This is a genomic window from Streptomyces sp. CNP082, assembly GCF_059570535.1.
Genome location: NZ_JCANSZ010000020.1, coordinates 80,919 through 102,266, shown reverse-complemented (window position 1 = coordinate 102,266; position 21,348 = coordinate 80,919). Strand labels below are relative to the sequence as shown.

The following is a 21,348-nucleotide window of genomic DNA, read 5'->3' as shown; positions in this document are numbered from 1 at the left end:
TTTGCGGACAGATGATTGACTGCGGTCGTGTCTTACGACGAGTCCGTGCCCGCACCGCAGAACCTCCCGCTCGCCGCCCGCCGCGACCTGGCGGTGCGCGCGGCGCTGGCCGAGGGGCTGGTGTCCGAGGCCGAGCCGGTCGCGGGCCTGCTGGACGTCGCGGGCATCCGGGAGTCGGCGGGTGCGCTGCGGGCCGCGTTCGACGAGGTGGTCACGCCGGGGACGCCGGTGCTGCACTCCTTCGCGGTCAAGGCCGCCGCCCTGGTGCCGGTGCTGCGGCTGCTCGCCGACGAGGGCCTGGGCGCCGAGGTGGCCAGCCCCGGAGAGCTGGAGCTGGCCCGCGCCGCGGACGTCCCTCCGGAGCGCACCGTGCTCGACTCCCCCGCCAAGACCGCCGCGGAGCTGCGCGGCGCGCTGGCCCTGGGCATCGCGGTCAACGCCGACAACCCCGAGGAGCTGGCCCGCATCGACGGCCTGGTCCGCTCGGCGCCGACCCGCTCGACGATCGGCGTACGGATCAACCCGCAGGTCGGCGGCGGCAGCATCGGCGCGATGAGCACGGCGACGGCCACGTCGAAGTTCGGCGTGACGCTCCAGGACGAGGGCGCCCGCGACTGGCTCGTCCGCGCCTACCTCGACCGCCCGTGGCTGACCGCCCTGCACACCCACACGGGCTCGCAGGGGGTGCCGCTGCCGCTGATGGCCGCGGGGGTGCGCGCGGCGTACGAACTGGCGGAGGAGATCAACGCCGCCGCCGGCCGCCGGCAGGTCACCACGCTGGACATCGGCGGCGGGCTGCCGGTCAACTTCGGCTCCGACGAGGTCGCGCCGACGTTCCGCGACTACGCGCGGGTGCTGCGCGACGGGGTCCCGGGGCTCTTCGACGGCCGCTACGGGCTGATCACGGAGTTCGGCCGGTCGCTGCTGGCGAAGAACGGCCTGGTGCTGGCGCGGGTGGAGTACGCCAAGTCCGCGGGCGGCCGGCCCATCGCGGTGACCCACGCGGGCGTCCAGGTGGCCGTGCGCACCGTCTTCGTCCCGGACTCCTGGCCCCTGCGCGTGGCCGCGTACGACGCCGAGGGACACCCCAAGTCGGGCCCGCCGGTCGTCCAGGACGTGGCGGGCCCGTGCTGCTTCGCCGGCGACCTGGTGGCCCGCGCCCGCGAACTCCCCCCGCTGGCGGCGGGCGACCACGTGGCCCTCCTGGACACGGGCGCGTACTACTTCTCCAACCCCTTCTCCTACAACAGCCTCCCCCGCCCCGCCGTCCACGGCTTCACGGCGGACAGCACGACCGGCACGGGCACGGTCCGCTTCGCCACGGTCAGAACGGCCCAGACCCTGGCGGAGATCGTCGCCGAATCCGGCGGCGCCCACGGCACGTCCCTGACCACCCTGGCCTGACCCCCGGCCCGTACGGGCGCGACCACCCGGCGGGCACATGCCGTATCGAGGCGGTCCCGCTTGACGCGGGCGTCGAGCGGGAATTGGCAGGGGCATGCAGACCCCCAACGCACCCGACCTCCACGTGTGGCTGGCCGCTCAGGCCAAGTCCGCCCGGAGGTCCCTCAACTCCGAGATCGTCTATCGCCTGGAGACCCAGCGCACCACTGCCGCAGCGGACGGCGAATCGCGCTGACGCCGATTCGGCTCTCCCTGCCCTGCCCGCAGAAGCCCGGATCCCCTCGGCACGAAGTCCGGGGCGTCGGAGGAACCCTGTAACCGCTCACGGCCACAGCATGCGCTTCGTCCAACCGGGCGGCCCGGACTCGTAGACGAGCCGGGTGTGCCGGCGCGCCTTGTCGCCCTGCCAGAACTCGACCGTCTCCGGCCGCACCGCGTACAGCGTCCAGCCAGGGGCCACAAGACCGGGGTCCGACTCCACCCGGACCAGCGACTCGCGGACCGCCGCGTCCCGCTCCGCCGGGTCCGCCAGCGGGCTGGACTGGCGGCCGAGCAGCGCCTCCGCGCGGGCCCCGGCGCCGCGGGCGAGGAAGTCGGCGGCGGCCAGCTCCGGGGCCGCGGTGCCGACCGGGCCCCGTACCCGCACCTGGCGGGCCAGCGGCGGCCAGTAGAAGGTCAGCGCCGCGTACGGCCGCTTGGCCAGGTCCCGGCCCTTCGCGCTGCCCGCGTCCGAGGCGAACTGCCAGCCGTCGGGGCCGACGTCCTTGAGGATCAGCACCCGCGCCGACGGGTCGCCGCCCGCGTCCGCCGTCGACAGGGTCATCGCGTGCGGCTCCCGCACCCCCGCCCGTACGGCCGCCAGCAGCCAGCTCGTGAAGAGCGCGACCGGCTCGTCCGGAGTGTCCCGCGGGTCGAACGACGGCAAGTCGCCCTCGAAGACCTCGATTCCGCGCAGCAGCCGCCTCAGGTCGCTCATGTGCCCTCCCCTTTCATGCCGATGGCCCGGCCGGAGGACGTCCGTCCGCCGGCCGGGCCACCCGCTCACTCGTGTCAGTCGCTGCCCTGCAGGATGGCGACCAGGCGCAGCATCTCCAGGTAGATCCAGACCAGGGTCAGGGTCAGCCCGAAGGCGGCGAGCCACGCCTCGTTCTTCGGGGCGCCGTAGGCGATGCCGTCCTCGACCTGCTTGAAGTCCATGGCCAGGAAGCACGCGCCGAGCACGACGCCGATGACGCCGAACAGGATGCCGAGGCCCCCGCTGCGCAGACCCAGGCCGTCACCGCCGCCGATGAGCGCGGCGAACAGGTTGACCGCCATCAGCAGCACGAAGCCGATGGCCGCGCCGACGACGAACCGCTGGAACCGGGCCGTGACCCGGATGATCCGCAGTTTGTACGCCACGAGCACACCGAAGAACACCGCCATCGTGCCGAGCACGGCCTGCATGACCGCGCCGTCGACGTAGGTGTTGAAGTACTCGCTGACGATGCCGAGGAAGACGCCCTCGAGGACCGCGTACGACAGGATCAGCGCGGGGACGGGCCGGCGCTTGAACGCCTGGACCATCGCCAGCACGAAGGCGCCGAGCGCGGCGACCAGGCCGAGGCCGAGCGACTTCTCGCCGTCGAAGGCGATCCAGGAGGCGGCGGCGGCGAGGATCACCAGGCCGAGCGTCATGCCCGTACGGGACACGACGTCGTCCATGGTCATCCGGCCGCCGGCGGGCGCCGCATACGGCGCCCATTCGCCCTGCTGCTGGTCCGCGGGCCGGGCGTACGGGTTAGTGGGGGCGCCACCCGGCTGCTGCGCATACGGGTTGGTGCCGGGCTGGGCGTACGGGTTGTTGCCCTGAGCGACAGCGGGGCCCCCGGCCTGCGACGGCGCGTTGAAGCCTGCCGAACCGCCCTCGCGGCTGAACCCCCGTCGCGTGAAGACCGGGTTGCTGCTCCTCATCTCACTCCTCCATGGCCGCACTGCGCGGCCTTGAGACAAGAGTAATAGGTAGGCAAAGACATCGCGCCAGACCTCAGGAGGATCTTTCGCGAGGCTTTCCCAAGTCTTTCCCGGCGGCAGGTAAGCAAGCGCTCAGAAACTGAGGTCCGCGTCACAGTCCGAGAACCGTGACCCCTTCACTACGTACAGGTAATTTCAGCCCAGGACCCTGCCACTCCACGTCCCCTGGGAGCCCCGATGCCCGAAGCCGTGATCGTCTCTGCCGCCCGCTCCCCCATCGGCCGGGCCGGGAAGGGGTCGCTCAAGGACGTCCGCCCCGACGACCTGGCCACGGGCATCGTCCAGGCGGCCCTCGACAAGGTGCCGGGCCTGGACCCCGAGGACATCGACGACCTCATGCTCGGCTGCGGCCTGCCCGGCGGCGAGCAGGGGCACAACCTGGGCCGCGTGGTCGCCGTACAGCTCGGCATGGACCACCTCCCCGGCTGCACCATCACCCGCTACTGCTCCTCCTCGCTGCAGACCACGCGGATGGCGTTCCACGCCATCAAGGCCGGCGAGGGCGACGTCTTCATCTCGGCCGGCGTGGAGACGGTCTCGCGGTTCGCGGGCGGCTCCTCCGACGGCATGCCCGGCACCCACAACCCGCTCTTCGCCGAGGCCGAGGCCCGTACCGCAGAACGCCAGGAGAAGGGCTCGGCCTTCGACGGAGGGAGCTGGCACGACCCCCGCGAAGACGGCCTCGTGCCGGACGTGTACATCGCCATGGGGCAGACCGCCGAGAACCTGGCGCGGGCCAAGGGCGTCACGCGCCAGGACATGGACGAGTTCGGCGTGCGGTCGCAGAACCTCGCGGAGAAGGCCATCGCCGAGGGCTTCTGGGAGCGCGAGATCACGCCCGTCACCACCCCGGACGGCACGGTCGTCGCCAAGGACGACGGCCCCCGGCCCGGCGTGACCCTGGCGGGCGTCGCCGGGCTGAAGCCCGTCTTCCGCCCCGACGGGCTGGTCACCGCGGGCAACTGCTGCCCGCTGAACGACGGCGCCGCGGCTCTCGTCGTGATGTCCGACACCAAGGCGCGGGAGCTGGGCCTCACGCCGCTGGCGCGGATCGTCTCGACCGGTCTGTCGGCCCTGTCGCCGGAGATCATGGGCCTGGGCCCGGTGGAGGCGAGCAAGCAGGCCCTGGCGCGGGCCGGGATGGCGATCGGCGACATCGACCTCGTGGAGATCAACGAGGCGTTCGCCGCGCAGGTCATCCCCTCGTACCGGGACCTGGGCATCGACCCGGACCGGCTGAACGTCAACGGCGGCGCCATCGCCGTCGGCCACCCCTTCGGCATGACGGGCGCGCGGATCACCACGACGCTCATCAACTCCCTGCAGTGGCACGACAAGCAGTTCGGGCTGGAGACGATGTGCGTCGGCGGCGGCCAGGGGATGGCGATGGTGCTGGAGCGGCTGAGCTGACACGGACCGGCCGGGTGACGGCGGTTGGTGACGGCGGTTGGTGACGGCGGTTGGTGACGGCGGTTGCGGGGCGTCCCGCGGCACCGTCACCCGGCGGTGGGACCAAAGACCCGCCCTATTCATGCCATTTTCCGCTAGGGGAGGGGTTCTGCCCTCCGGCAGGCTGAGGTAGAACATGGGGGTCCTACAGCAATCGGGAGTCCGACAGTGAGCGCCACCACCTTCGCCGTCCTGCTGGCCGCCACCCCCGCCGCGCTGCTCGGCGCCGCCGTGCTGCACGCGGTGAGCGGGCTGCGCCGCGAGGTCGTCGTGCTCCGCGCCGAGCTGACCGCGCAGCAGGCCGCGGCGCAGGGCGCCGGGGAGCGGGCGCAGGCCGCCCCTGAGACGGCGGCGCAGGCGGACGCCGACGGCGGGCGGCCCACTCCGGACGACACCGCGGACGACGGCGCGGTGCCGGCCGCCCGGCCCGTACCGGCCGCGGAGATACGTATCGCCGTCGCCCAGGCCCTCGCTGACGAGCGGGAGCGCGAACTCGCCGAGGCCCGGGCGTTCTGGGCCGAGCAGGAGGCGCGCGACAGCATCGACGCGACCCCCTTCCCCGGCGACCCCGTCGACTTCGGCGGCGAGGTGTTCATACCGCGCCAGGCCGGTTTCACCGAGTTCCCCGGCTTCGAGCCGCTGCTCGACCCGATCGACCGGCTGGACAGCATGGACCGCATCGACCGTACGGACCGCGCAGACCGCGCAGACCGCGCGGACCGGCCGGAGCGCAGGGAGCCCGCCGAGCCGGACGACATGGCCGCCGCCGCGGACGCGCCGCCCGCCGAGGGCGAGTCCGCCGAACTGGCCGCCGCCCGCCGGCGCCACCCCTCGCACCCGGACTTCCGCCCGCAGCCGGCCGTCGCCGACCACGAGCGCACCGTGAACCGGCTGGAGGACCTGGCCGCGGGCCGTACGCCGCTGACCGACGTGCGCCTCGGCCCGCTCGGCACGCTCGACGTCTACGTCTTCGCCGACGGCACCACGCTCTGCCTCTCCCCCGGCCACCGCGACACCGCGGAACGGCTCGCCGACGCGCTGGACGGCGGCGCGGCGCCGGTGCTGCTGGGCGGTTCCGCGATCAGCGGGGCGTTCGCGCTGACCTTCGACTGCGCCGGCGAGAGCGTGTACATCCTCGCGGACCGCGTCATCGCCTCCCTCTGAGGCGTACGGTCCGGACCGTACGGGAGGACCGCCGGACGCCCGGCGGCGGTGCGCTCACAGGCGTACGTCCCGTACCACCGCCAGCGCCTCCGCGAGCCCCTCCGCATCCTCCGCCGCCCGCAGCGCCTCCGCCAGATCCCGCCCCGCGACGGCCACCTGGTCCCCCACCGCGAACTCCCCCGCCGCCGGCATCTCGTACGGCACCCGCCCCGGCGCCTCCAGCCGCTGCGCCCGCGCGGACAGCTCGCGCGCCAGCGCGAGCCCCGTGGCGGCTGCGCCGGCGCGCAGCCGGCTCTGCGGCAGCGACCGCAGACGGTCGGCGATCCGGTCAACGGCGGTCACGAAATCGAGCACGTCGAGCACGAGCCGAGCCTAGGGCCTGTCGTTTGGATCTTGCTGGATCAGCCCTAACCCGCCGGTAGGCATCGGAGGTTCGAGCCGTCCCCCTCCAGATGGTTGTCAAGCGGCGCCCCCTCAGGCACGGTGCTGAGAAGGACTGCATACCGGAGGCGCCGATGTCCCAAGTCTTCTCCGCAGAAACCCACCGGAACCTGCTCTCCCGTATCCCCCACTGCACCGGCCGTGAAGTCTCCGACTGGCTGCAGACCGTCGAAGACGGTCCCTGCCTCCTCCGTTTCGAGGAGAAAGTGAGCTGGCTCCGTGGCGAGCACAACCTGGCGTACGGCCACGCCAAAGCGATCATCCACGAGTACGACCTGAGGCGGGCCGCGCGCAAACTGCTCTAGGAGGGGACGAGCACACCCCTGGCACAGCACTGAGCACCACGACACGGCGAATGAAGGGCCCGCGGGAGGCTGATTCCTGAAAACCGCCTGCCTCCGCGGGCCCTTCCGACGGGCACGGCCGCCCGTCACCCCGTTCCCCCGTACGTTCCCCGTACGCGCCTACTCGCTCTTGATGGCCGCGAGCATGTTCAGCCGCGACGCGCGCCGCGCCGGCCACAGCGCCGCCAGCATGCCCACCAGCGCCGCGCCCGCGAGGAACCAGGCCATCCGCTCCCACGGCAGCACCAGCGAGTACGTGTCGAGCGAGCTGGCGATCAGCTCACCGGCCGCCCAGCCGAAGAAGACCCCGAGGCCGATGCCGAGCACCCCGCCGAAGAGCGAGATCACCAGCGACTCCAGCCGCACCATCCGCTTGACCGCGCGCCGGTCCAGGCCGATGGCCCGCAGCATGCCGATCTCCTGCGAGCGCTCGAAGACCGACATGGCCAGCGTGTTGATCACGCCGAGGACCGCGACCAGGACGGCCATGCCGAGCATGGCGTAGAGGACGTTCAGCATCATGCTGATGAACCCGGCGATGGCCTCGGAGACGTCCTCCTCGTTCCTCACCTCGATGGCCGGGCTGTCGCCGAGTGCCGCCTCCAGCTTGTCCTTCGTCGCGTCGCTCTCGCCGCCCCGGACCTTCAGCCAGACCTCGAAGTCGGTGATCTTGTCCACGTGCGAGTCGACGACCGAGGTGTCGAGGATGATGCCGTTGATCATCTCGTTGCCGTGGTAGATCCCGGAGACGGCCAGCGCGCCCTTGGCGCCGTCCTGGTACGTCACCGCGATGGTGTCGCCCGTCTGCCAGCCCTCGTCCTCTGCCGTGTCGTCGTCGACGATCACCTTGGCGGCGGCGCCGCCGGCCGGGGCGCCCTCGGCGAGGACGTCGAACGAGCTCTGCTCGAAGTCCAGGTCCACCAACTGCCCGACGCTCTCGCCCTTGACGGCCGTGAGGTTCTCCTCGTCGCCTCCGATGTCCACGGGCACGTTGCGCAGCGGGGAGGAGGCGGTGACCTCGTCGAGGCCGGAGAGCTTCTCCTCCACCTCCGGGCTGAGCGGGGTGAAGTTCGACATGGAGACCGAGTAGTCGGCCTTCATGGCGTCGGTGGCCATCTTGTCGATGGCGTTGGCGAGGCCGCCGCCGATCACCGTCAGCCCCGTGATGAGGGTGAGCCCGACCATCAGCGCGGAGGCGGTGGCGGCGGTGCGCCGCGGGTTGCGTACCGCGTTCTGGCGGGCGAGCTTGCCGGAGACCCCGAATATCCGCAGCACCGGCGCGGCGAGCCCGATCAGCGGCCGGGACAGCAGCGGCGTGAGGACGAAGACGCCGATCAGCAGCACCGCGGCGCCGCCGCCCATGAGCGCCTTGCCGTCGTCGGCGGTGGTGCCGGCGACGACCATGAGGGCGCCGATGCCGGCGATGACCGCGCCGATGACGTTGCGTACGACGAGGCTGCGGACGGACGCCTGGGCGTGCAGGCTGCTCATCGCGGCGACCGGCGGGATCTTCGCGGCCCGGCGGGCGGGCAGCCAGGCGGCGAGCACGGTGACGACGACGCCGACGGCGAGCGAGATGACCACCGTCGAGGGCGAGACGATCAGCGGCCCGTCGGGCACGGTCTGGCCGCTGGCGCCCATCAGGGAGCGCAGCCCGGCGCCGATGCCGGCGCCCGCGGCGAGGCCGGCGAGGGCCGCGACCGTGCCGACGGCGGTGGCCTCGAAGAGCACCGAGCGCGTGACCTGGCGGCGGCTGGCGCCGACGGCCCTCAGCAGCGCCAGTTCCCTGGTGCGCTGGGCGATGAGCATGGTGAAGGTGTTGGCGATCAGGAAGATGCCGACGAAGAGCGCGATGCCGGCGAAGGCGAGCATGCCGGTACGCAGCCCGTCCATGCCCTGCTTGATCTCCCGGGCCTCGTCGTCGGCGAGCTTGGTGGCGGTGAGCGCCTCGGCCTCGGCCTCGGCGGGCAGGATCTGCTGCGCCTCGGCCCGCAGTTGCTTCTCGGAGGTGCCGGGGGCGGCGGCGAGGTCGATCTCGGTGTACTCGCCGGGCTCGGTGTAGAGGTCCTGCGCGGTCTTCGTGTCGAAGAGGACGAGGCTGCCGCCGGCGGCGACGTTGCCGTCGTCGGTGGTGAAGATGCCGGTGATCACCGGTTCGAGCACGGGGCCGTCGACCGACATCCGCGGGGTGTCGCCGACTTCGTAGCCGGTGCGCTCGGCGGTCTTGGCGTCGATGGCGATCTCGCCGGCGTTCTCGGGTCCGCGGCCGTCGCGCATCGGGTAGCGGGGGTCGGCTGCCTTGCCGCCGGTGCCGCCGGTGCCGTTCTCCCCGCCGGGGTAGTAGTTGGCACCCCTGGTGGACCAGCCGCCGCCGACGAGGTCGCCGTCCTTGTCGGCGAGCGCGGCGAAACCTGCGACGTTGCCCGTGGCGGACTTCACGCCGGGCAGGGCGGCGGCCTTGTCCAGCAGGTCCTGGGTGAGCGGGGGCGAGGCGCCGGGGCGGCCCTCGTCGGCGTCGTCGTCGGGCTGGATGCGTACGTCGAGGTGGTCGAAACCCTGCTCCGAGCTCTTGGTGTAGGCGTCGGAGATGGTGGAGGTGAAGACCAGGGTGCCGGAGACGAAGGCCACGCCGAGCATGACGGCGAGCACGGTCATCAGCAACCGGGCCTTGTGCGCGAAAACGTTGCGCAAGGCGGTGCGAAGCATATGGGGTCAGTCCTGTTGGGGTGGGAAGCCGGTAGCGGGCGGCCTGCGGGGCGGCGAGCGGGGCTCAGCTCACCCGGCTCTGCGTCGAAGCCTGGGGGGTCTGGGGGGCTGCGCCCCCCGGAAGGTGCCGCATCCGGTCGAGCACCTGCTCGGGGTCCGGGTCGCGCAGTTCGTCGACGATGCGGCCGTCGGCGAGGAAGACGACGCGGTCCGCGTATCCGGCGGCCACCGGGTCGTGCGTGACCATGACGACCGTCTGGCCCAGCTCGCGCACGGAGTTGCGCAGGAAGCCCAGCACCTCGGCGCCGGAGCGGGAGTCGAGGTTGCCGGTGGGCTCGTCGGCGAAGATGATCTCGGGCCGGGCGGCCAGCGCCCGGGCGACGGCGACGCGCTGCTGCTGGCCGCCGGAGAGCTGGCTCGGGCGGTGCTTGAGCCGGCCGGACAGGCCCACGGTCTCCACCACCTGCTGCAGCCACTGCTCGTCGGGCTTGCGGCCGGCGATGTCCATGGGCAGCGTGATGTTCTCCAGCGCGTTCAGCGTCGGCAGCAGGTTGAACGCCTGGAAGACGAACCCGACCTTGTCGCGGCGCAGTTGGGTCAGCTTCTTGTCCTTCAGCCCGGTCAGCTCGGTCTCACCGATGCGCGCGGAGCCGCCGGAGATCGTGTCGAGGCCGGCCATGCAGTGCATGAGGGTCGACTTGCCGGAGCCGGAAGGGCCCATGATCGCGGTGAACTCGCCCTGCAGGAATTCGACGGATACCCGGTCGAGGGCGACGACCTTCGTCTCGCCCTCGCCGTAGACCTTCGTCAGCTCGGTGGCGCCGGCCGCCGCCACGCGGGCGTAGGCGGCGCCGCGGCCGGGGGCGCCTGGGATGGTGGTGGTCACGGCGGTGGGCTCCTGTCGGGACGGTGGGGTGCAGCCTGTCCCGTCCATCCTCGCGGCGGATCCGGGCGATCGGATCAGCCCGCGCTCCGGTTCCGGGCGAGACCGAGGACGTACTCCGGCCCCCCGCCGGGTCCTCCTGGGGTATGACCCGCACCCTGACGAAGGCATCGGGCGAGGGCACCCAGAGACCCTATATGGGGAGTGGAATTTCATCCGAGGACTTCTTCGACAACTCGGGCCTAATTCAAGCCAACATCAGTCCGTAGATGGCTAGTTCGGCCCATCCGCACCGCTACTCTGGTTACGCGCCATGCGGTGGTCCGTACGCAGCGTGTGCGGGCCGGGAGTCCTGCCCGGATGGTGGAAAGCAGACACGGCGACCTTAAAAGTCGCTGGCCTTCGGGCCGTGCCGGTTCAAGTCCGGCTCCGGGCACCTCCCGGCAAGAGGTCGTCGACCTGCGAAGACGACTGGTCAGCACGGTGACCCCGCCCCTCCGGGGCACCGCTGACGCCCGGTTCGGCCTCACCCCGGCAGTCTGGAACCGGCCACTGTGCGGAAACGTTCACCCGGACACCGCCGCCCGCGGACGGGCCGCCGCGGCGCCCTCGCCCCCGGCCGCAGCCTCCGGCCCTTTCTCATCCCGCCCTCAGAATCCGCAGGTAGCCTCCCGCGCACGCGGTCGAAGACCCCCGACGGGAGGAGTGGACGTGGCGCGCGGGACGGTGGCGCTGGCACGGGCGGCGGTCGTGGTGCGCGCGGGCGCGGCACCCCTGTGGTGGCTGGGTATCGCCGCCGCGGCGGCAGGTGCCTGGCAGGACGGGCTGACCGGTCAGTGGATCGGGCTCTACGCGGGCGCGGCGCTGTTCCTGATCGTCGCTCCCGCGGTGTACGCGGCACGCCGCGGGCGCTGCCTGGCACAGGCGGAAAAGGCCCAACGGGCGGGCCGCGGCGCGGTGTTGCAGGACCGGGCCGTGACCGTACGGGCCTGGCGGCGGGCGCGGCGGTGGCCGCTGGCGGCGGCTGTCGCCGTCGCAGCCGGCTCGGCGGCGGCGGTGCCGATCGCCGGCGGGTTGGCGCTGGCCGCGGCCGGTGCGGGGGTGTGGGCGAAGGCCGCGTGGCTCGGCCGCTGGGAGCGGGAGCAGGAGGCACTGCTGTGGCTGCCGGTCGACGCGGTGACCCGCAGGGGCGCCGGAACGGGCGGTTCGGGCACGGCGTATGTCCGTACGGGCATCGCCGCGGGCGACGCGCTGCCGGGCGGGCGCGTGCGCCGGGGCTCGCCGGCCTCTGTCTGACGGCGGGCGTCTGACGGCGGGCGTCTGACGGCGGGCCTCTGGCGGCGGGCCTCTGGCGGCGGCCGGTGCGGGGTGCGCGGCGCCGGGTGCGCGGTGCGCGGGCCGGGGATACGGGGTCCGGGGCGCGGGTGGTATTCGCGTACCGGAAAATCCCGGCTATCGCCACCGACGCGGCACCGCGCACACCGAATTCAGCGGCGCAGGAATTAACGGCGATAAGTGAAAAAGCGCGTTCCGCATTACCCGCGTAGGTGCGGCTAACCGGGGCGTCAATCCGTTTCAGCGCCCATATCGCCGTGAACGCGTAGAAAGACGTCAACGGAAGAGGCGGAGCGGAACCGTGCGGGCGAGGAGTGCGTAGCCCTCAGGGTTGAGGTGGAGGTGGTCGCCGGTGTCGACGGCGGGCAGCAGCGCGCGGGGATCGGCCGGGTCGCGGGTGGCCGCGTCGAAGTCGACGACGGCGTCGAAGCGCCCGCTGGTGCGGATCCAGTCGTTGACGCGCTGCCGGGTCGCCTCGCGCAGCCCCTCCGGGTCGTCGTACTGCTCGTTGCCGCCGAACGGCGTGAGCGTGGCCCCGTAGACACTGATGCCCTGCGCGTGCGCGCGCGTGACGATCTGGTCGTACGCGGCCGTCAGTTCGTCGCCGACCTGCCGCTGCGCCGCCTCGGTGGCCGGCGCGGTGCCGATGTCGTTGATCCCCTCGAAGACCAGCAGCCAGCGCGCCCCGCTCACGGCCAGCACATCGCGGTCGAGCCGGGCGAGCCCGTTGGGGCCGAGGCCGTCGTCGAGGATGCGGTTGCCGCCGGCGGCCTGGTTGACGACGGCGACGGGTGCGGCGCCGGATCCGCGCAGGCGGTCGTTGAGCAGGTCGGGCCAGCGGTCGTTGCCGTTGGTGGTGGAGCCGCGGCCGTCGCTCAGGGAGTCGCCGAGGACAACGGCGGCGCGGGTGCGGGCGGGGGCCTTGGCCTCGACACCGCTGAGGAAGTACCAGTGGTCGGTGGTCGTCGCGCCGGGCAGCGCGCCGGCGTCGGTGTGGTCGCCGGCCAGCAGGTACGAGGTGGTGCGCGAGCCCGGGTGCGAGGTGACGTCGGTGGACGCCTGGCCGTCGGCGAGGTACAGGGTCACGGTCAGGTTGGCGCCGGGGGCGGCGTCGAGGCGTACGGGGTCGGAGACGACCTGGGCGCCGACGGGGACCGTCGTGGCCGGCCGGCCGCTGAACGTCAGCGGGCGCGAGCTGCCGGGCACGATCCCGTCGACCCCGGCCGCGCCCCCGGCGGGCAGGGCGACGGCGGCGCTGGTGAGGGGCAGTTCGGCGCCGCTGAAGGCGTTGGAGAAGCGGAACCGGAGCTCGTCGCCGGGGACCGTGAGGCGCACGGTCTGGCGCAGGGTGGCGTCGTGCAGCACGCGGTCGTCCTGGGTGAACGGCGGGGGCGGCATGTTCGCCGGCTCGGTGAGCTGCGGCATCGAGGTCCACGCCGCCACCCACTGCGCCGCTCCGCCGCGTTCGGCGGCTGCGGCGGAAGGCTTTGCGGGGGCGGCGGCGGGTGCGAGGCCCCGCAGCGCATGAGCGGCCACCGCGACGGCCGCGACGAGGGCCATGACGAGCGCGGCGGCGAGTGCGGGATACACGGCGGAGCGGCGGTCACGGGGAGGTGAGTACGCGGACTGGGGCATCTGCGGCTCCCGGAGCGAGACGGCGAAATATTTCGATAACTGTGCCGAAAATTTCTGACCGTACCGTACGGTACGGTCCACCGCCACCGCGGTCAACGCCGCATCCCAAGCAGGTTCATGCCAAAAACCCCGGCGCACGCGCGTGCCCGTCAGGCACCCCGCGCACCGGTCGGGACGGCGGCCCGCCGGCGGATCCGCGGCCGGGCCCGCCGCAGTCCCGGCGGCTCCCCGGCCCGTTCGCCCCGCGGGCCCGCGTCAGTCCCAGTCGGACTTGCTCTTCTCCGCCCGCCGGCGGCGGAACACCCCGGTGGCGTGCACCGCGTTCACGGCGAAGATGCCGCCCCAGGTCACCAGCAGCCCGGCCAGCCCCTCGTTGACCACGCCGATCGCCGACAGCGGGATCGCCAGAATCATCGAGACGGCCGCGAAGCCGAACCGCTGGCCGTACGTGCCGTCCGGCGAGCCGGCGGCCGGCTGCGTGCCCCGCGCGACCTGCATCTGCTGCTCGGCGAGCTGGCGGCGCAGCCGGGTGTCGAACGTCCCGTCCATGCGCTGCTGCACCTTGTCGAGGAAGCCTTCGATCAGCTCGTCCTCGTACTCGGGGCCGAGGTCCCTGCGGGTCTGCAGGGTGGCGTCGAGTTCATTCTTGATCTCCGGGTCCCGCGCACTCATAACCCGTACGGTACGGAGTCGGCGCGCACGGGTGCAGTAGTGCTAACCCCCCAATTGGTTCCGGTGCGCCCTTGCCGTGGTGCATACGGTCATGCAGAGTCGTCGTGCAGTGAATAGCACATCGGATCCGGAGGTGGGATGGTCTCCGCCGACGCGGGCGCCCGGCTGCAGAAGCTCTTCGAGGGGCGCCGGCTGACGCCCACCCAGCGCCGTATCGCGCACTGCATGGTGCGCAGGGCCGCCGACGCGCCGTTCCTGTCCAGCGTGGAACTCGCCGAGCTGGCCGGGGTGAGCCAGCCCTCCGTCACCCGCTTCGCCGTCGCCCTCGGCTTCGACGGCTACCCGGCGCTGCGCCGCGCGCTGCGCGAGGCGGGGCTCGGCGAGCCGGCGGGGCGGGTCGCGCGCAACGAGTACCAGCAGGCCGTACAGGCCGAGATCGAGAACCTGCGCAACCTCTCCGCCCTCCTCGCCGACCCCGCCCCCGTCGAGGACGCCGGCCGGCGGCTGGCCGCCTCCCGGCCGCTGCCCGTCCTCGGGCTGCGCGCCGCCGCAGGACAGGCCCGCGGCTTCGCCTACTTCGCCGCGAAGGTTCACCCCGACGTCCGGATCCTCGACGAGGCCGGCTCGATGCTCGACGACCGCATCGACGCCGCCGCCCGCGCCGGCGCCACGGCACTGCTGTGCTTCGCACTGCCGCGCCACCCGCGGGAGCTGGCGGACGCGCTGCGCACGGCGCGGGCGACGGGGCTGACGGTGGTCACGGTGGCGGACAGCTCGTTCACGCCGGTCGCGCAGGACAGCGACGTCCTGCTGCCGGCGGCGGTGGGCACGGGGCTGTCGTTCGACACGGCGTGCGGGCCGATGCTGCTGGGGCGGGTGCTGCTGGAGGCGATGTGCGACGCGCTGCCGGACGCCCAGGCGCGGCTGGAGGAGTTCGACGCGCGGGCGGCCGAGCGGGGGCTGTTCCTGGACTGAGGCGCGGGGCGAGCGGCGCACGTCGTACGGGGGCTGCATGCGTCACCATGGCCGCCTCATGTCGCCCGCACACCCGCCCCAGGGTATGCCGCTCCTGTGACAATGCGGTGCCGGCAGAGGGCGATCCGCGGGCGGTGAACGTCGTACGAGGCCGTGGGCCGCGGCGCACCGGCGGCGGGCTCGCCGCGTACGAGCGCCACGCCCTCTGCCGTACGAACCGCGACCCGCGCGCCACGCGGCCTGCACGCCGCCGGGCATCGCGCGGACGACCGTCGCACGAGTCCGGCCAGCCGACGCACCGCCCGGCGCGCCCGCCCACCGCCGCGCCCTACCCCCGCTCCCCCACCGCCGCCTGCTCCGCGTCCGTCTCCGACTCCGCCACCCGCCGCCTGCGCCGGTGCTTCAGCAGCGCCCACGGCCCGCGACCGCCCGTCGCACCGGCCGGGGCGACCTCCGTACCGCTCTCGCCCGCGGCCCGCGCCGCGGCCTTGGCCACCGGCAGGTAGCCCTCGTCGCGGCGGACGTCCGGGCGCTCCTCCTCCGCCGGCCACATGCCCAGCGCCGCGGCGAGCGTGGGCAGCAGGGCCATCGCGGCGGTGGCGTAGCCCTCCGCCGAGGGGTGGTAGTTGTCCGGTCCGAACAGCTCGCGCGGGTTGGCCGCGAACTCCGGCCCGAGCAGCGTGCCCAGCGACACCGTGCGCCCGCCGCGGTCGAGTACGGCGATGGTCTGCGCCGCGGCGAGCTGCCGGCTCAGCCGGCGGGCCAGCCAGCGCAGCGGCTGCTGCACCGGCTCGATCGTGCCCAGGTCCGGGCACGTACCGACGACGACCTCCGTGCCGGCGTCGCGCAGCCGCGCGACGGCGTCCGACAGGAAGCGCACCGACACCGGCGGCGGCACCCGGTGGGTGACGTCGTTGGCGCCGACCATGATGACCGCGACGTCGGGCCGCAGCTCCTCCTCGTCCAGCAGCAGCGTCACCTGCCGGTCGAGGTCGTCGGACTGCGCCCCGGACTGCGCCACGTTGCGCAGGTCCACCGGCCGCTCGGCGAGGGCTGAGAGCCCGGAGGCGAGCAGCGCCCCCGGCGTCTGGCGGGGCCGGTAGACGCCCTGGCCCGCGGCGGTGGAGTCGCCGAGGAACGCCAGCAGCACCGGCTGCGCCCCGCGCCTGCCGCCGAACCCCGCCCCGTACCGCCCGTCGGCGCGCGGCGGCTCCTCGTCGCTGCTGCCCACCCGGCGCCGCGCCAGGTGCACCTCCGCGACCAGCACACCCACCGCGGCGCCGCCGATGAGGCCGATGCCCCCGCCGCCGTACGCCGCCGCCGCGGCGATCCGGCGTGCCGCCCTCGCCCTGATCATCGACATCGCTTCTCCGTTCCGCGCCGGCCTGATGTGCCGTGCCGCGCCCTGTCCGTACGTACCGCTGCCGGTGGTTCCGTCACGCGGTGTCCGTGAAGCCGTGCCCGTACCACCGTGTCCGTACCGCCGCCGTGCCCGCCTGCCGCCCTGCCCGCCTGCCGCCGTGCCTGCCTGCCGCCCTGCCCGCCTGCCACCGTGCCTGCCTGCTGTCCTGCCCGCCGCCCTGCTTGCCGCCCTGCTTGGCGTCCGCCGTCCGCCCCCGCCCCTTCTCTGTCCTACGCCGTCTCCCGCTCCCGTCCGCGGCGGCGCGCGGGCACCCGCCTCCCACCGCGGTCTACGCGCGTGCTAACACTTTGTTGCCCGGCCTTGTGCCCGGCTCAATCACCCGCGGGGAAGCCTTACGCTGGGCTCGCCCCGAGAGCCACGGACCCTGGAGTGAGCGGTGCAGTATCACGAGTCGATCACCGACCTGGTGGGCAACACGCCCCTGGTCAGGCTGGGCCGCGTAACCCAGGGCATCCGGGCGACCGTGCTGGCGAAGGTGGAGTACTTCAACCCCGGCGGCTCGGTGAAGGACCGCATCGCGCTGCGCATGATCGAGGCCGCCGAGCGCTCGGGCGCACTGCGGCCGGGCGGCACGATCGTCGAGCCGACGTCGGGCAACACCGGCGTGGGGCTGGCGATGGTGGCCCAGCAGAAGGGCTACCAGTGCATCTTCGTCTGCCCTGACAAGGTGTCCACCGACAAGATCAACGTGCTGCGGGCGTACGGCGCGGAGGTCGTCGTCTGCCCGACCGCCGTCGACCCCGAGCACCCCGACTCGTACTACAACGTCTCCGACCGCCTGGTCCGCGAGACCCCCGGCGCCTGGAAGCCCGACCAGTACAGCAACCCGGACAACCCCGCGTCCCACTACCACTCCACGGGCCCCGAGCTGTGGACGCAGACCGACGGCCGCATCACACACTTCGTCGCGGGCATCGGCACCGGCGGCACGATCTCCGGCACCGGCCGGTACCTGAAGGAGGTCTCCGACGGCGCCGTGCAGATCGTCGGCGCCGACCCGGAGGGCTCGGTGTACTCCGGCGGCTCGGGCCGCCCGTACCTGGTCGAGGGCGTCGGCGAGGACTTCTGGCCGGACGCGTACGACCGCGGGGTGGCGGACGAGATCGTCGGCGTCTCCGACAAGGACTCCTTCCGCATGACCCGCCGCCTCGCCCGCGAGGAGGGCCTGCTCGTCGGCGGCTCCTGCGGGATGGCGGTCGTCGCCGCGCTGCGGGTGGCGGCGCGGCTGGACGAGAACGGCGTGGTCGTCGTCCTGCTGCCGGACAGCGGGCGCGGCTACCTGTCGAAGATCTTCAACGACGACTGGATGGCGGACTACGGCTTCCTGGAGGAGACCGGCACCGCGAGCGTCGCGGACGTGCTGCGGGACAAGGAGGGCAGCATGCCGTCGCTGGTGCACATGCACCCGGAGGAGACGGTGGGCCAGGCGATCGAGGTGCTGCGCGAGTACGGGGTCTCGCAGATGCCGGTCGTCAAGCCCGGGGCGGGGCACCCCGACGTGATGGCGGCGGAGGTCATCGGCTCGATCGTCGAACGGGAGCTGCTGGACGCGCTGTTCACCCGCAAGGCGGAGCTGGACCACCCGCTGGAGCAGCACATGTGCCCGCCCCTGCCGCAGGTCGGCTCCGGCGAGCCGGTGGCGGACCTGGTCGCGGTGCTGGAGGGCGCGGACGCGGCGGTGGTGCTGGTGGAGGGCAAGCCGACGGGCGTGGTGTCGCGCACGGACCTGCTGGCGTACCTGGCGAAGGGCACCGGCGTTGCCTGAGGTGGCCTGAAGCCGCCAAGTTATCCACACCCTTCGCACACGTGTCACCACGCATCGCTACGATGCACGGGTATCCAGGGGGAACGACACGTGCGGGAGGGGAACCTTGTCGGAACGACTCGCCGTCGACGGCGACGAACTCGACCGCTTCATGCGGCTGCTCAAGCGCTCGGTGCAGTCGCTCGAAGGGGTGCACAAAGCCCTGCGCGACTCCACCATCACCGGACTCGGCACCGACGACCTCGATGACGCGTGCCAGGACTTCCAGGACGACTGGAAGTACGGCACCGGGCAGATCGGCGAGCAGGTGGCGGAGCTGGCGGGGATCGTCGGGGACAGCAAGGAGAGCTACGCCGAGGTCGACAAGGCCCTGGAGGAGAACCTGACGAAGGCGGCCCAGGGAGGCGGCGCATGACGAACGGCGATATTCCCGGCTTAGACGGCGCCCGGCGACCGCGCGGCATGTTCGCCGACTTACCCATGACCCAGCCCCAGGGACTCCAGCCGGGCACGGTCCCGGACAGGTATCCGCACCTGGGCTTCAACCCCGCGCCGGGCAGCACGGACACCGTCCACGCCCTCCGCGCCAAGCTCATCAAGTGCGCGGAGGTGCTCGAAGAGACCCGCGACATGATCACCAAGCTGATGGACGGCAGCTACTGGAAGGGCGACGCGGCCACCGCCTTCCGGGACCAGCTTGAAGACGGCCCGCTCCCGCTGAACCTCAAGAACGCCGCGCACTCCATCAGGAAGGCCGCGAGGCAACTCGACCGCTGGGAATCCGACCTCGGCGAGTTCCAGGACCGCGCCAACCGCCTCAACGACAAGGCCCGCGAAGCGCGGGAGATCCTCGGCGACGCGGAGTCCAACGCCAACGCGGCCAAGCGGGACGCCGGCGACGGCGGCGGGAAGTCCGACGACGAGGACGAGGCGAAGGCGACGATGCGCCGCCTCAACGCGGCGGTGGCCCATGCCCAGGCGGACCTCGAACGCATCCTGTCGAGCGCCCAGAACCTCGCCTGGGAACACGAGAACAAGGCCGGCGACCGCGCGGCAAGGATCCGCGACGCCACGGACAAACTGGCCCCGCAGGAACCGGGCTTCTTCGAGAAGGCAGCGGCTTGGGTCAAGGAGAACCTGCCCGACATCCTGAGCATCGCGGCGGGCGTGGTGGCGCTGGCGGCCTTGACCATCGTCACGGGCGGCACGGCGACGGCGGCGCTGCTGCTGGTGGCGTCGGCGCTGAGCGCGGGGGCGCTGGTGCTCCGGGTGACCGACTCGGAGGTGTGGTCGTCCCTGGTGAACGGCTTCACGAAGGGCCAGTTCGACGCGGACTTCTTCTCCAACTTGGTGAGTGTGGGTGCCGACTTCCTGGGCATGGTTCCCGGTCTGGCTGCGGCAGGGCAGGGAATCAGATTCGGCACGAGATTTATTCGAACAGGCGCCGAGGCTCTGACACTGGGCCAGAAGTTTGGCGCCGTGGGCAGCCGCGTCATGACGGAAGCACAAGGAATCGCCGCGCTGGACAACCCCGTGCTGACTCGCATTGTCCATGGCGTGCGGCTGCCTGATTCAGCGAAAGATGTGATTCAGATCGCCGCAACTTCCAGCGGTGTGCTCTCCGGGGGAGCCGGCCTGCTCACTGACAACGAGGGCGTCGGCATTTCAGGCACTGCCATGGGTGGTCTGGAGATCGCGGGGATCGGCAGTGGAGAGCTGATCGCCCTCATACCCCGCGTTTTCCCCTGACAGCAGCCCCAACAGCATTCTCGAATGAGGTCTCTCGCGTGTACCCGTCCGACTACGCCACCGCCTGGGAGCACCCGCCGACCCGGCGCGCCTGGGCCAAGCAGACAACGATCAGCATCCTTGCCTTCATCGGGTGGTTCCTCAGCCCATGGTGTCTCTTGTTCGTCCTTGTCGTCTTCCTTTCCAAGGCGTTCGCCTTCGTCTTCGTACTACCGATGGGTTACGGCGCCTACCGAGCCTGCATCCAGCCCCTCGTCATCACGTTCGACTTCCGTATCCGAACTCTCCTTCGGGCCTACCCCTGGCACCTCGACGACCCTCCATACAGCCTCTCCCCACATCCAGAATCATCGTTCACGAAGCCCTGGTTCGAGTTTCCTCATCCCGGACGGATGGGGGAACGCATACCGATGTTCCTTCACCTGCATTACCGCACCGGATTTTGGGACAGGCGAATGGCACCGCGTGCCAAGCCCGCGCTGAAGGCCCAGTTGTCGCCGATCTGGTTCGCCGGTGACCCGCGCTTCTTCGGTGTCATCGCCACGACCAGACCCGGAGGTGATAAGACCAGCCCCGCCCCCAGGCGCCTGCACCTGCTCGTCCAGATCGGCGCAAGTAAGAGTGAGGCACCGATTGACGTCAATCCGTGGCAGGCCACTCCCGAGGACCTTGACCGTGCTCGGCAGGCTGTTGGCTGGCGGGGCCCCCGTGACTGAGGACCAAACCACGTACATCCTCAGCGACTCCGCCACCGCTCCCGATCGCGAAGCCTGGTTCGCTCTGCCGGCCGGGTTTACCACCCTGCCGCTCGACGCCTTCACCTCCCCGCCTGACAGCCCCGACGCCTCGCGGCTGCGGGAGGCGGTCGACGGGATCCTCGTCGGGGTTCCCGACGGGGTCGTTCGGCAGCAGATGATCGGCCACTTAGCCACCGCTCAGCGCATGCTGCTCGCCCTCCGCGAGGAGGGCACCGTGCACTGTTCGCTGGGCCTCCACCGCGACGACGACGGCGACGGGCAGGTGCTCACCTCGTTCTTCACCTTCCGGTGGCAGGAGATCAGCCGCGCGCCGCGGCACCTCACCGCCGCTCGCGCCGTCGCCGCCGGGCACGAGCGGATCGAGGTGCTCGACCTGCCCTGCGGGCCGGTGGCGCTCGGGGAGGAGGCCAAGACCGTCGCGCCGGATCTGGGGCTGCCCGTCGACCGGCTGCTCCAGCTCCACGCCTACCTGCCCCACCCCGACGGCTGCCGGCTCGTCGTGCTCAGCCTCACCACCGCCGCGCTGGCTCGCCGCGCGCACTACCGCGCGATGCTGCGGGACATCGCCGAGCACGTCAGCTTCGACAACCCGCTGGCAGAGGCACAGCCGTGAGGTGTGGGCGCCGGGACCG

General features: G+C 72.4%; 20 protein-coding genes and 1 tRNA gene. 13 read left to right on the top strand and 8 right to left on the bottom strand.

From position 1 onward, the window contains the following. The first annotated feature begins 27 nt into the window (after positions 1 to 27). Together B124_RS18070 and B124_RS18065 are read left to right on the top strand one after the other, a co-directional pair. Positions 28 to 1,404, top strand: coding sequence for a type III PLP-dependent enzyme domain-containing protein (locus B124_RS18070; protein WP_496503892.1), 1,377 nt, complete (start codon positions 28 to 30; stop codon positions 1,402 to 1,404). 94 nt (positions 1,405 to 1,498) lie between these two features. Next, positions 1,499 to 1,639, top strand: a complete 141-nt coding sequence (locus B124_RS18065; RefSeq protein WP_496503891.1) for an Arc family DNA-binding protein — start codon at positions 1,499 to 1,501, stop codon at positions 1,637 to 1,639. Between the two features lie 87 nt (positions 1,640 to 1,726). On the opposite strand, the gene B124_RS18060 is transcribed toward B124_RS18065, so the two are convergent. Next, complete coding sequence (locus B124_RS18060; RefSeq protein ID WP_496503890.1) at positions 1,727 to 2,380, bottom strand: pyridoxine/pyridoxamine 5'-phosphate oxidase; 654 nt, start codon at positions 2,378 to 2,380, stop codon at positions 1,727 to 1,729. 74 nt (positions 2,381 to 2,454) lie between these two features. After that, complete coding sequence (locus B124_RS18055) at positions 2,455 to 3,357, bottom strand: Bax inhibitor-1/YccA family protein (RefSeq protein ID WP_496503889.1); 903 nt, start codon at positions 3,355 to 3,357, stop codon at positions 2,455 to 2,457. 237 nt (positions 3,358 to 3,594) lie between these two features. On the opposite strand from B124_RS18055, the gene B124_RS18050 reads away from it, so the two are divergent. Continuing rightward, the gene (locus B124_RS18050; RefSeq protein WP_496503888.1) at positions 3,595 to 4,827 is read left to right on the top strand and encodes an acetyl-CoA C-acetyltransferase; all 1,233 of its coding nucleotides are present in this window, start codon (positions 3,595 to 3,597) and stop codon (positions 4,825 to 4,827) included. 207 nt (positions 4,828 to 5,034) lie between these two features. After that, positions 5,035 to 6,030: a hypothetical protein gene (locus tag B124_RS18045; RefSeq protein WP_496503887.1), complete on the top strand. Its 996-nt coding sequence runs from the start codon at positions 5,035 to 5,037 to the stop codon at positions 6,028 to 6,030. 54 nt (positions 6,031 to 6,084) lie between these two features. Here the strand turns inward: B124_RS18045 and B124_RS18040 are convergent, their stop codons facing one another. Continuing rightward, positions 6,085 to 6,393, bottom strand: a complete 309-nt coding sequence (locus B124_RS18040; protein ID WP_496503886.1) for a hypothetical protein — start codon at positions 6,391 to 6,393, stop codon at positions 6,085 to 6,087. Between the two features lie 152 nt (positions 6,394 to 6,545). On the opposite strand from B124_RS18040, the gene B124_RS18035 reads away from it, so the two are divergent. Beyond that, complete coding sequence (locus tag B124_RS18035; RefSeq protein ID WP_047016108.1) at positions 6,546 to 6,776, top strand: DUF4287 domain-containing protein; 231 nt, start codon at positions 6,546 to 6,548, stop codon at positions 6,774 to 6,776. A 159-nt stretch (positions 6,777 to 6,935) separates the two neighbouring features. On the opposite strand, the gene B124_RS18030 is transcribed toward B124_RS18035, so the two are convergent. Both B124_RS18030 and B124_RS18025 read right to left on the bottom strand, forming a co-directional pair. After that, positions 6,936 to 9,521 (bottom strand): ABC transporter permease, encoded by a 2,586-nt coding sequence (locus B124_RS18030; protein ID WP_496503885.1) that lies wholly within the window; start codon positions 9,519 to 9,521, stop codon positions 6,936 to 6,938. 64 nt (positions 9,522 to 9,585) lie between these two features. Then, positions 9,586 to 10,455 carry an ABC transporter ATP-binding protein gene (locus tag B124_RS18025; RefSeq protein WP_496503884.1) on the bottom strand — a complete coding sequence of 290 codons (870 nt, stop codon included), beginning with the start codon at positions 10,453 to 10,455 and terminating at the stop codon, positions 9,586 to 9,588. A 303-nt stretch (positions 10,456 to 10,758) separates the two neighbouring features. On the opposite strand from B124_RS18025, the gene B124_RS18020 reads away from it, so the two are divergent. Beyond that, positions 10,759 to 10,840, top strand: a tRNA-Leu gene (locus tag B124_RS18020). Between the two features lie 275 nt (positions 10,841 to 11,115). After that, positions 11,116 to 11,700 carry a hypothetical protein gene (locus tag B124_RS18015; RefSeq protein ID WP_496503883.1) on the top strand — a complete coding sequence of 195 codons (585 nt, stop codon included), beginning with the start codon at positions 11,116 to 11,118 and terminating at the stop codon, positions 11,698 to 11,700. Between the two features lie 315 nt (positions 11,701 to 12,015). Here B124_RS18015 and B124_RS18010 read toward each other — a convergent pair whose 3' ends face one another. Next, positions 12,016 to 13,374 (bottom strand): SGNH/GDSL hydrolase family protein, encoded by a 1,359-nt coding sequence (locus B124_RS18010; RefSeq protein WP_496503882.1) that lies wholly within the window; start codon positions 13,372 to 13,374, stop codon positions 12,016 to 12,018. Between the two features lie 255 nt (positions 13,375 to 13,629). Next, positions 13,630 to 14,046 (bottom strand): hypothetical protein, encoded by a 417-nt coding sequence (locus B124_RS18005; RefSeq protein WP_496503881.1) that lies wholly within the window; start codon positions 14,044 to 14,046, stop codon positions 13,630 to 13,632. A 138-nt stretch (positions 14,047 to 14,184) separates the two neighbouring features. Between B124_RS18005 and B124_RS18000 the strand changes: the two genes are divergently transcribed. Continuing rightward, positions 14,185 to 15,021, top strand: coding sequence for a MurR/RpiR family transcriptional regulator (locus tag B124_RS18000; RefSeq protein ID WP_496503880.1), 837 nt, complete (start codon positions 14,185 to 14,187; stop codon positions 15,019 to 15,021). A 328-nt stretch (positions 15,022 to 15,349) separates the two neighbouring features. Here B124_RS18000 and B124_RS17995 read toward each other — a convergent pair whose 3' ends face one another. Beyond that, entirely contained in the window at positions 15,350 to 16,384 is a 1,035-nt protein-coding gene (locus B124_RS17995; RefSeq protein WP_496503879.1) for an SGNH/GDSL hydrolase family protein, read from the bottom strand. A 436-nt stretch (positions 16,385 to 16,820) separates the two neighbouring features. Here B124_RS17995 and B124_RS17990 point away from each other — a divergent pair, with 436 nt between their 5' ends. From B124_RS17990 to B124_RS17970, 5 genes are all read left to right on the top strand, one after another. Beyond that, entirely contained in the window at positions 16,821 to 18,209 is a 1,389-nt protein-coding gene (locus B124_RS17990) for a cystathionine beta-synthase (RefSeq protein WP_496503878.1), read from the top strand. Positions 18,210 to 18,315: 106 nt separating this feature from the next. Then, positions 18,316 to 18,624, top strand: a complete 309-nt coding sequence (locus B124_RS17985; RefSeq protein WP_496503877.1) for a DUF6317 family protein — start codon at positions 18,316 to 18,318, stop codon at positions 18,622 to 18,624. Further along, positions 18,621 to 19,958: a hypothetical protein gene (locus B124_RS17980; protein WP_496503876.1), complete on the top strand. Its 1,338-nt coding sequence runs from the start codon at positions 18,621 to 18,623 to the stop codon at positions 19,956 to 19,958. The genes B124_RS17985 and B124_RS17980 overlap by 4 nt, the downstream gene beginning before the upstream one ends. 38 nt (positions 19,959 to 19,996) lie before the next feature. Continuing rightward, entirely contained in the window at positions 19,997 to 20,674 is a 678-nt protein-coding gene (locus B124_RS17975; RefSeq protein WP_496503875.1) for a hypothetical protein, read from the top strand. Then, positions 20,667 to 21,329, top strand: coding sequence for a hypothetical protein (locus B124_RS17970; RefSeq protein WP_496503874.1), 663 nt, complete (start codon positions 20,667 to 20,669; stop codon positions 21,327 to 21,329). The genes B124_RS17975 and B124_RS17970 overlap by 8 nt, the downstream gene beginning before the upstream one ends. Positions 21,330 to 21,348 lie beyond the last annotated feature (19 nt).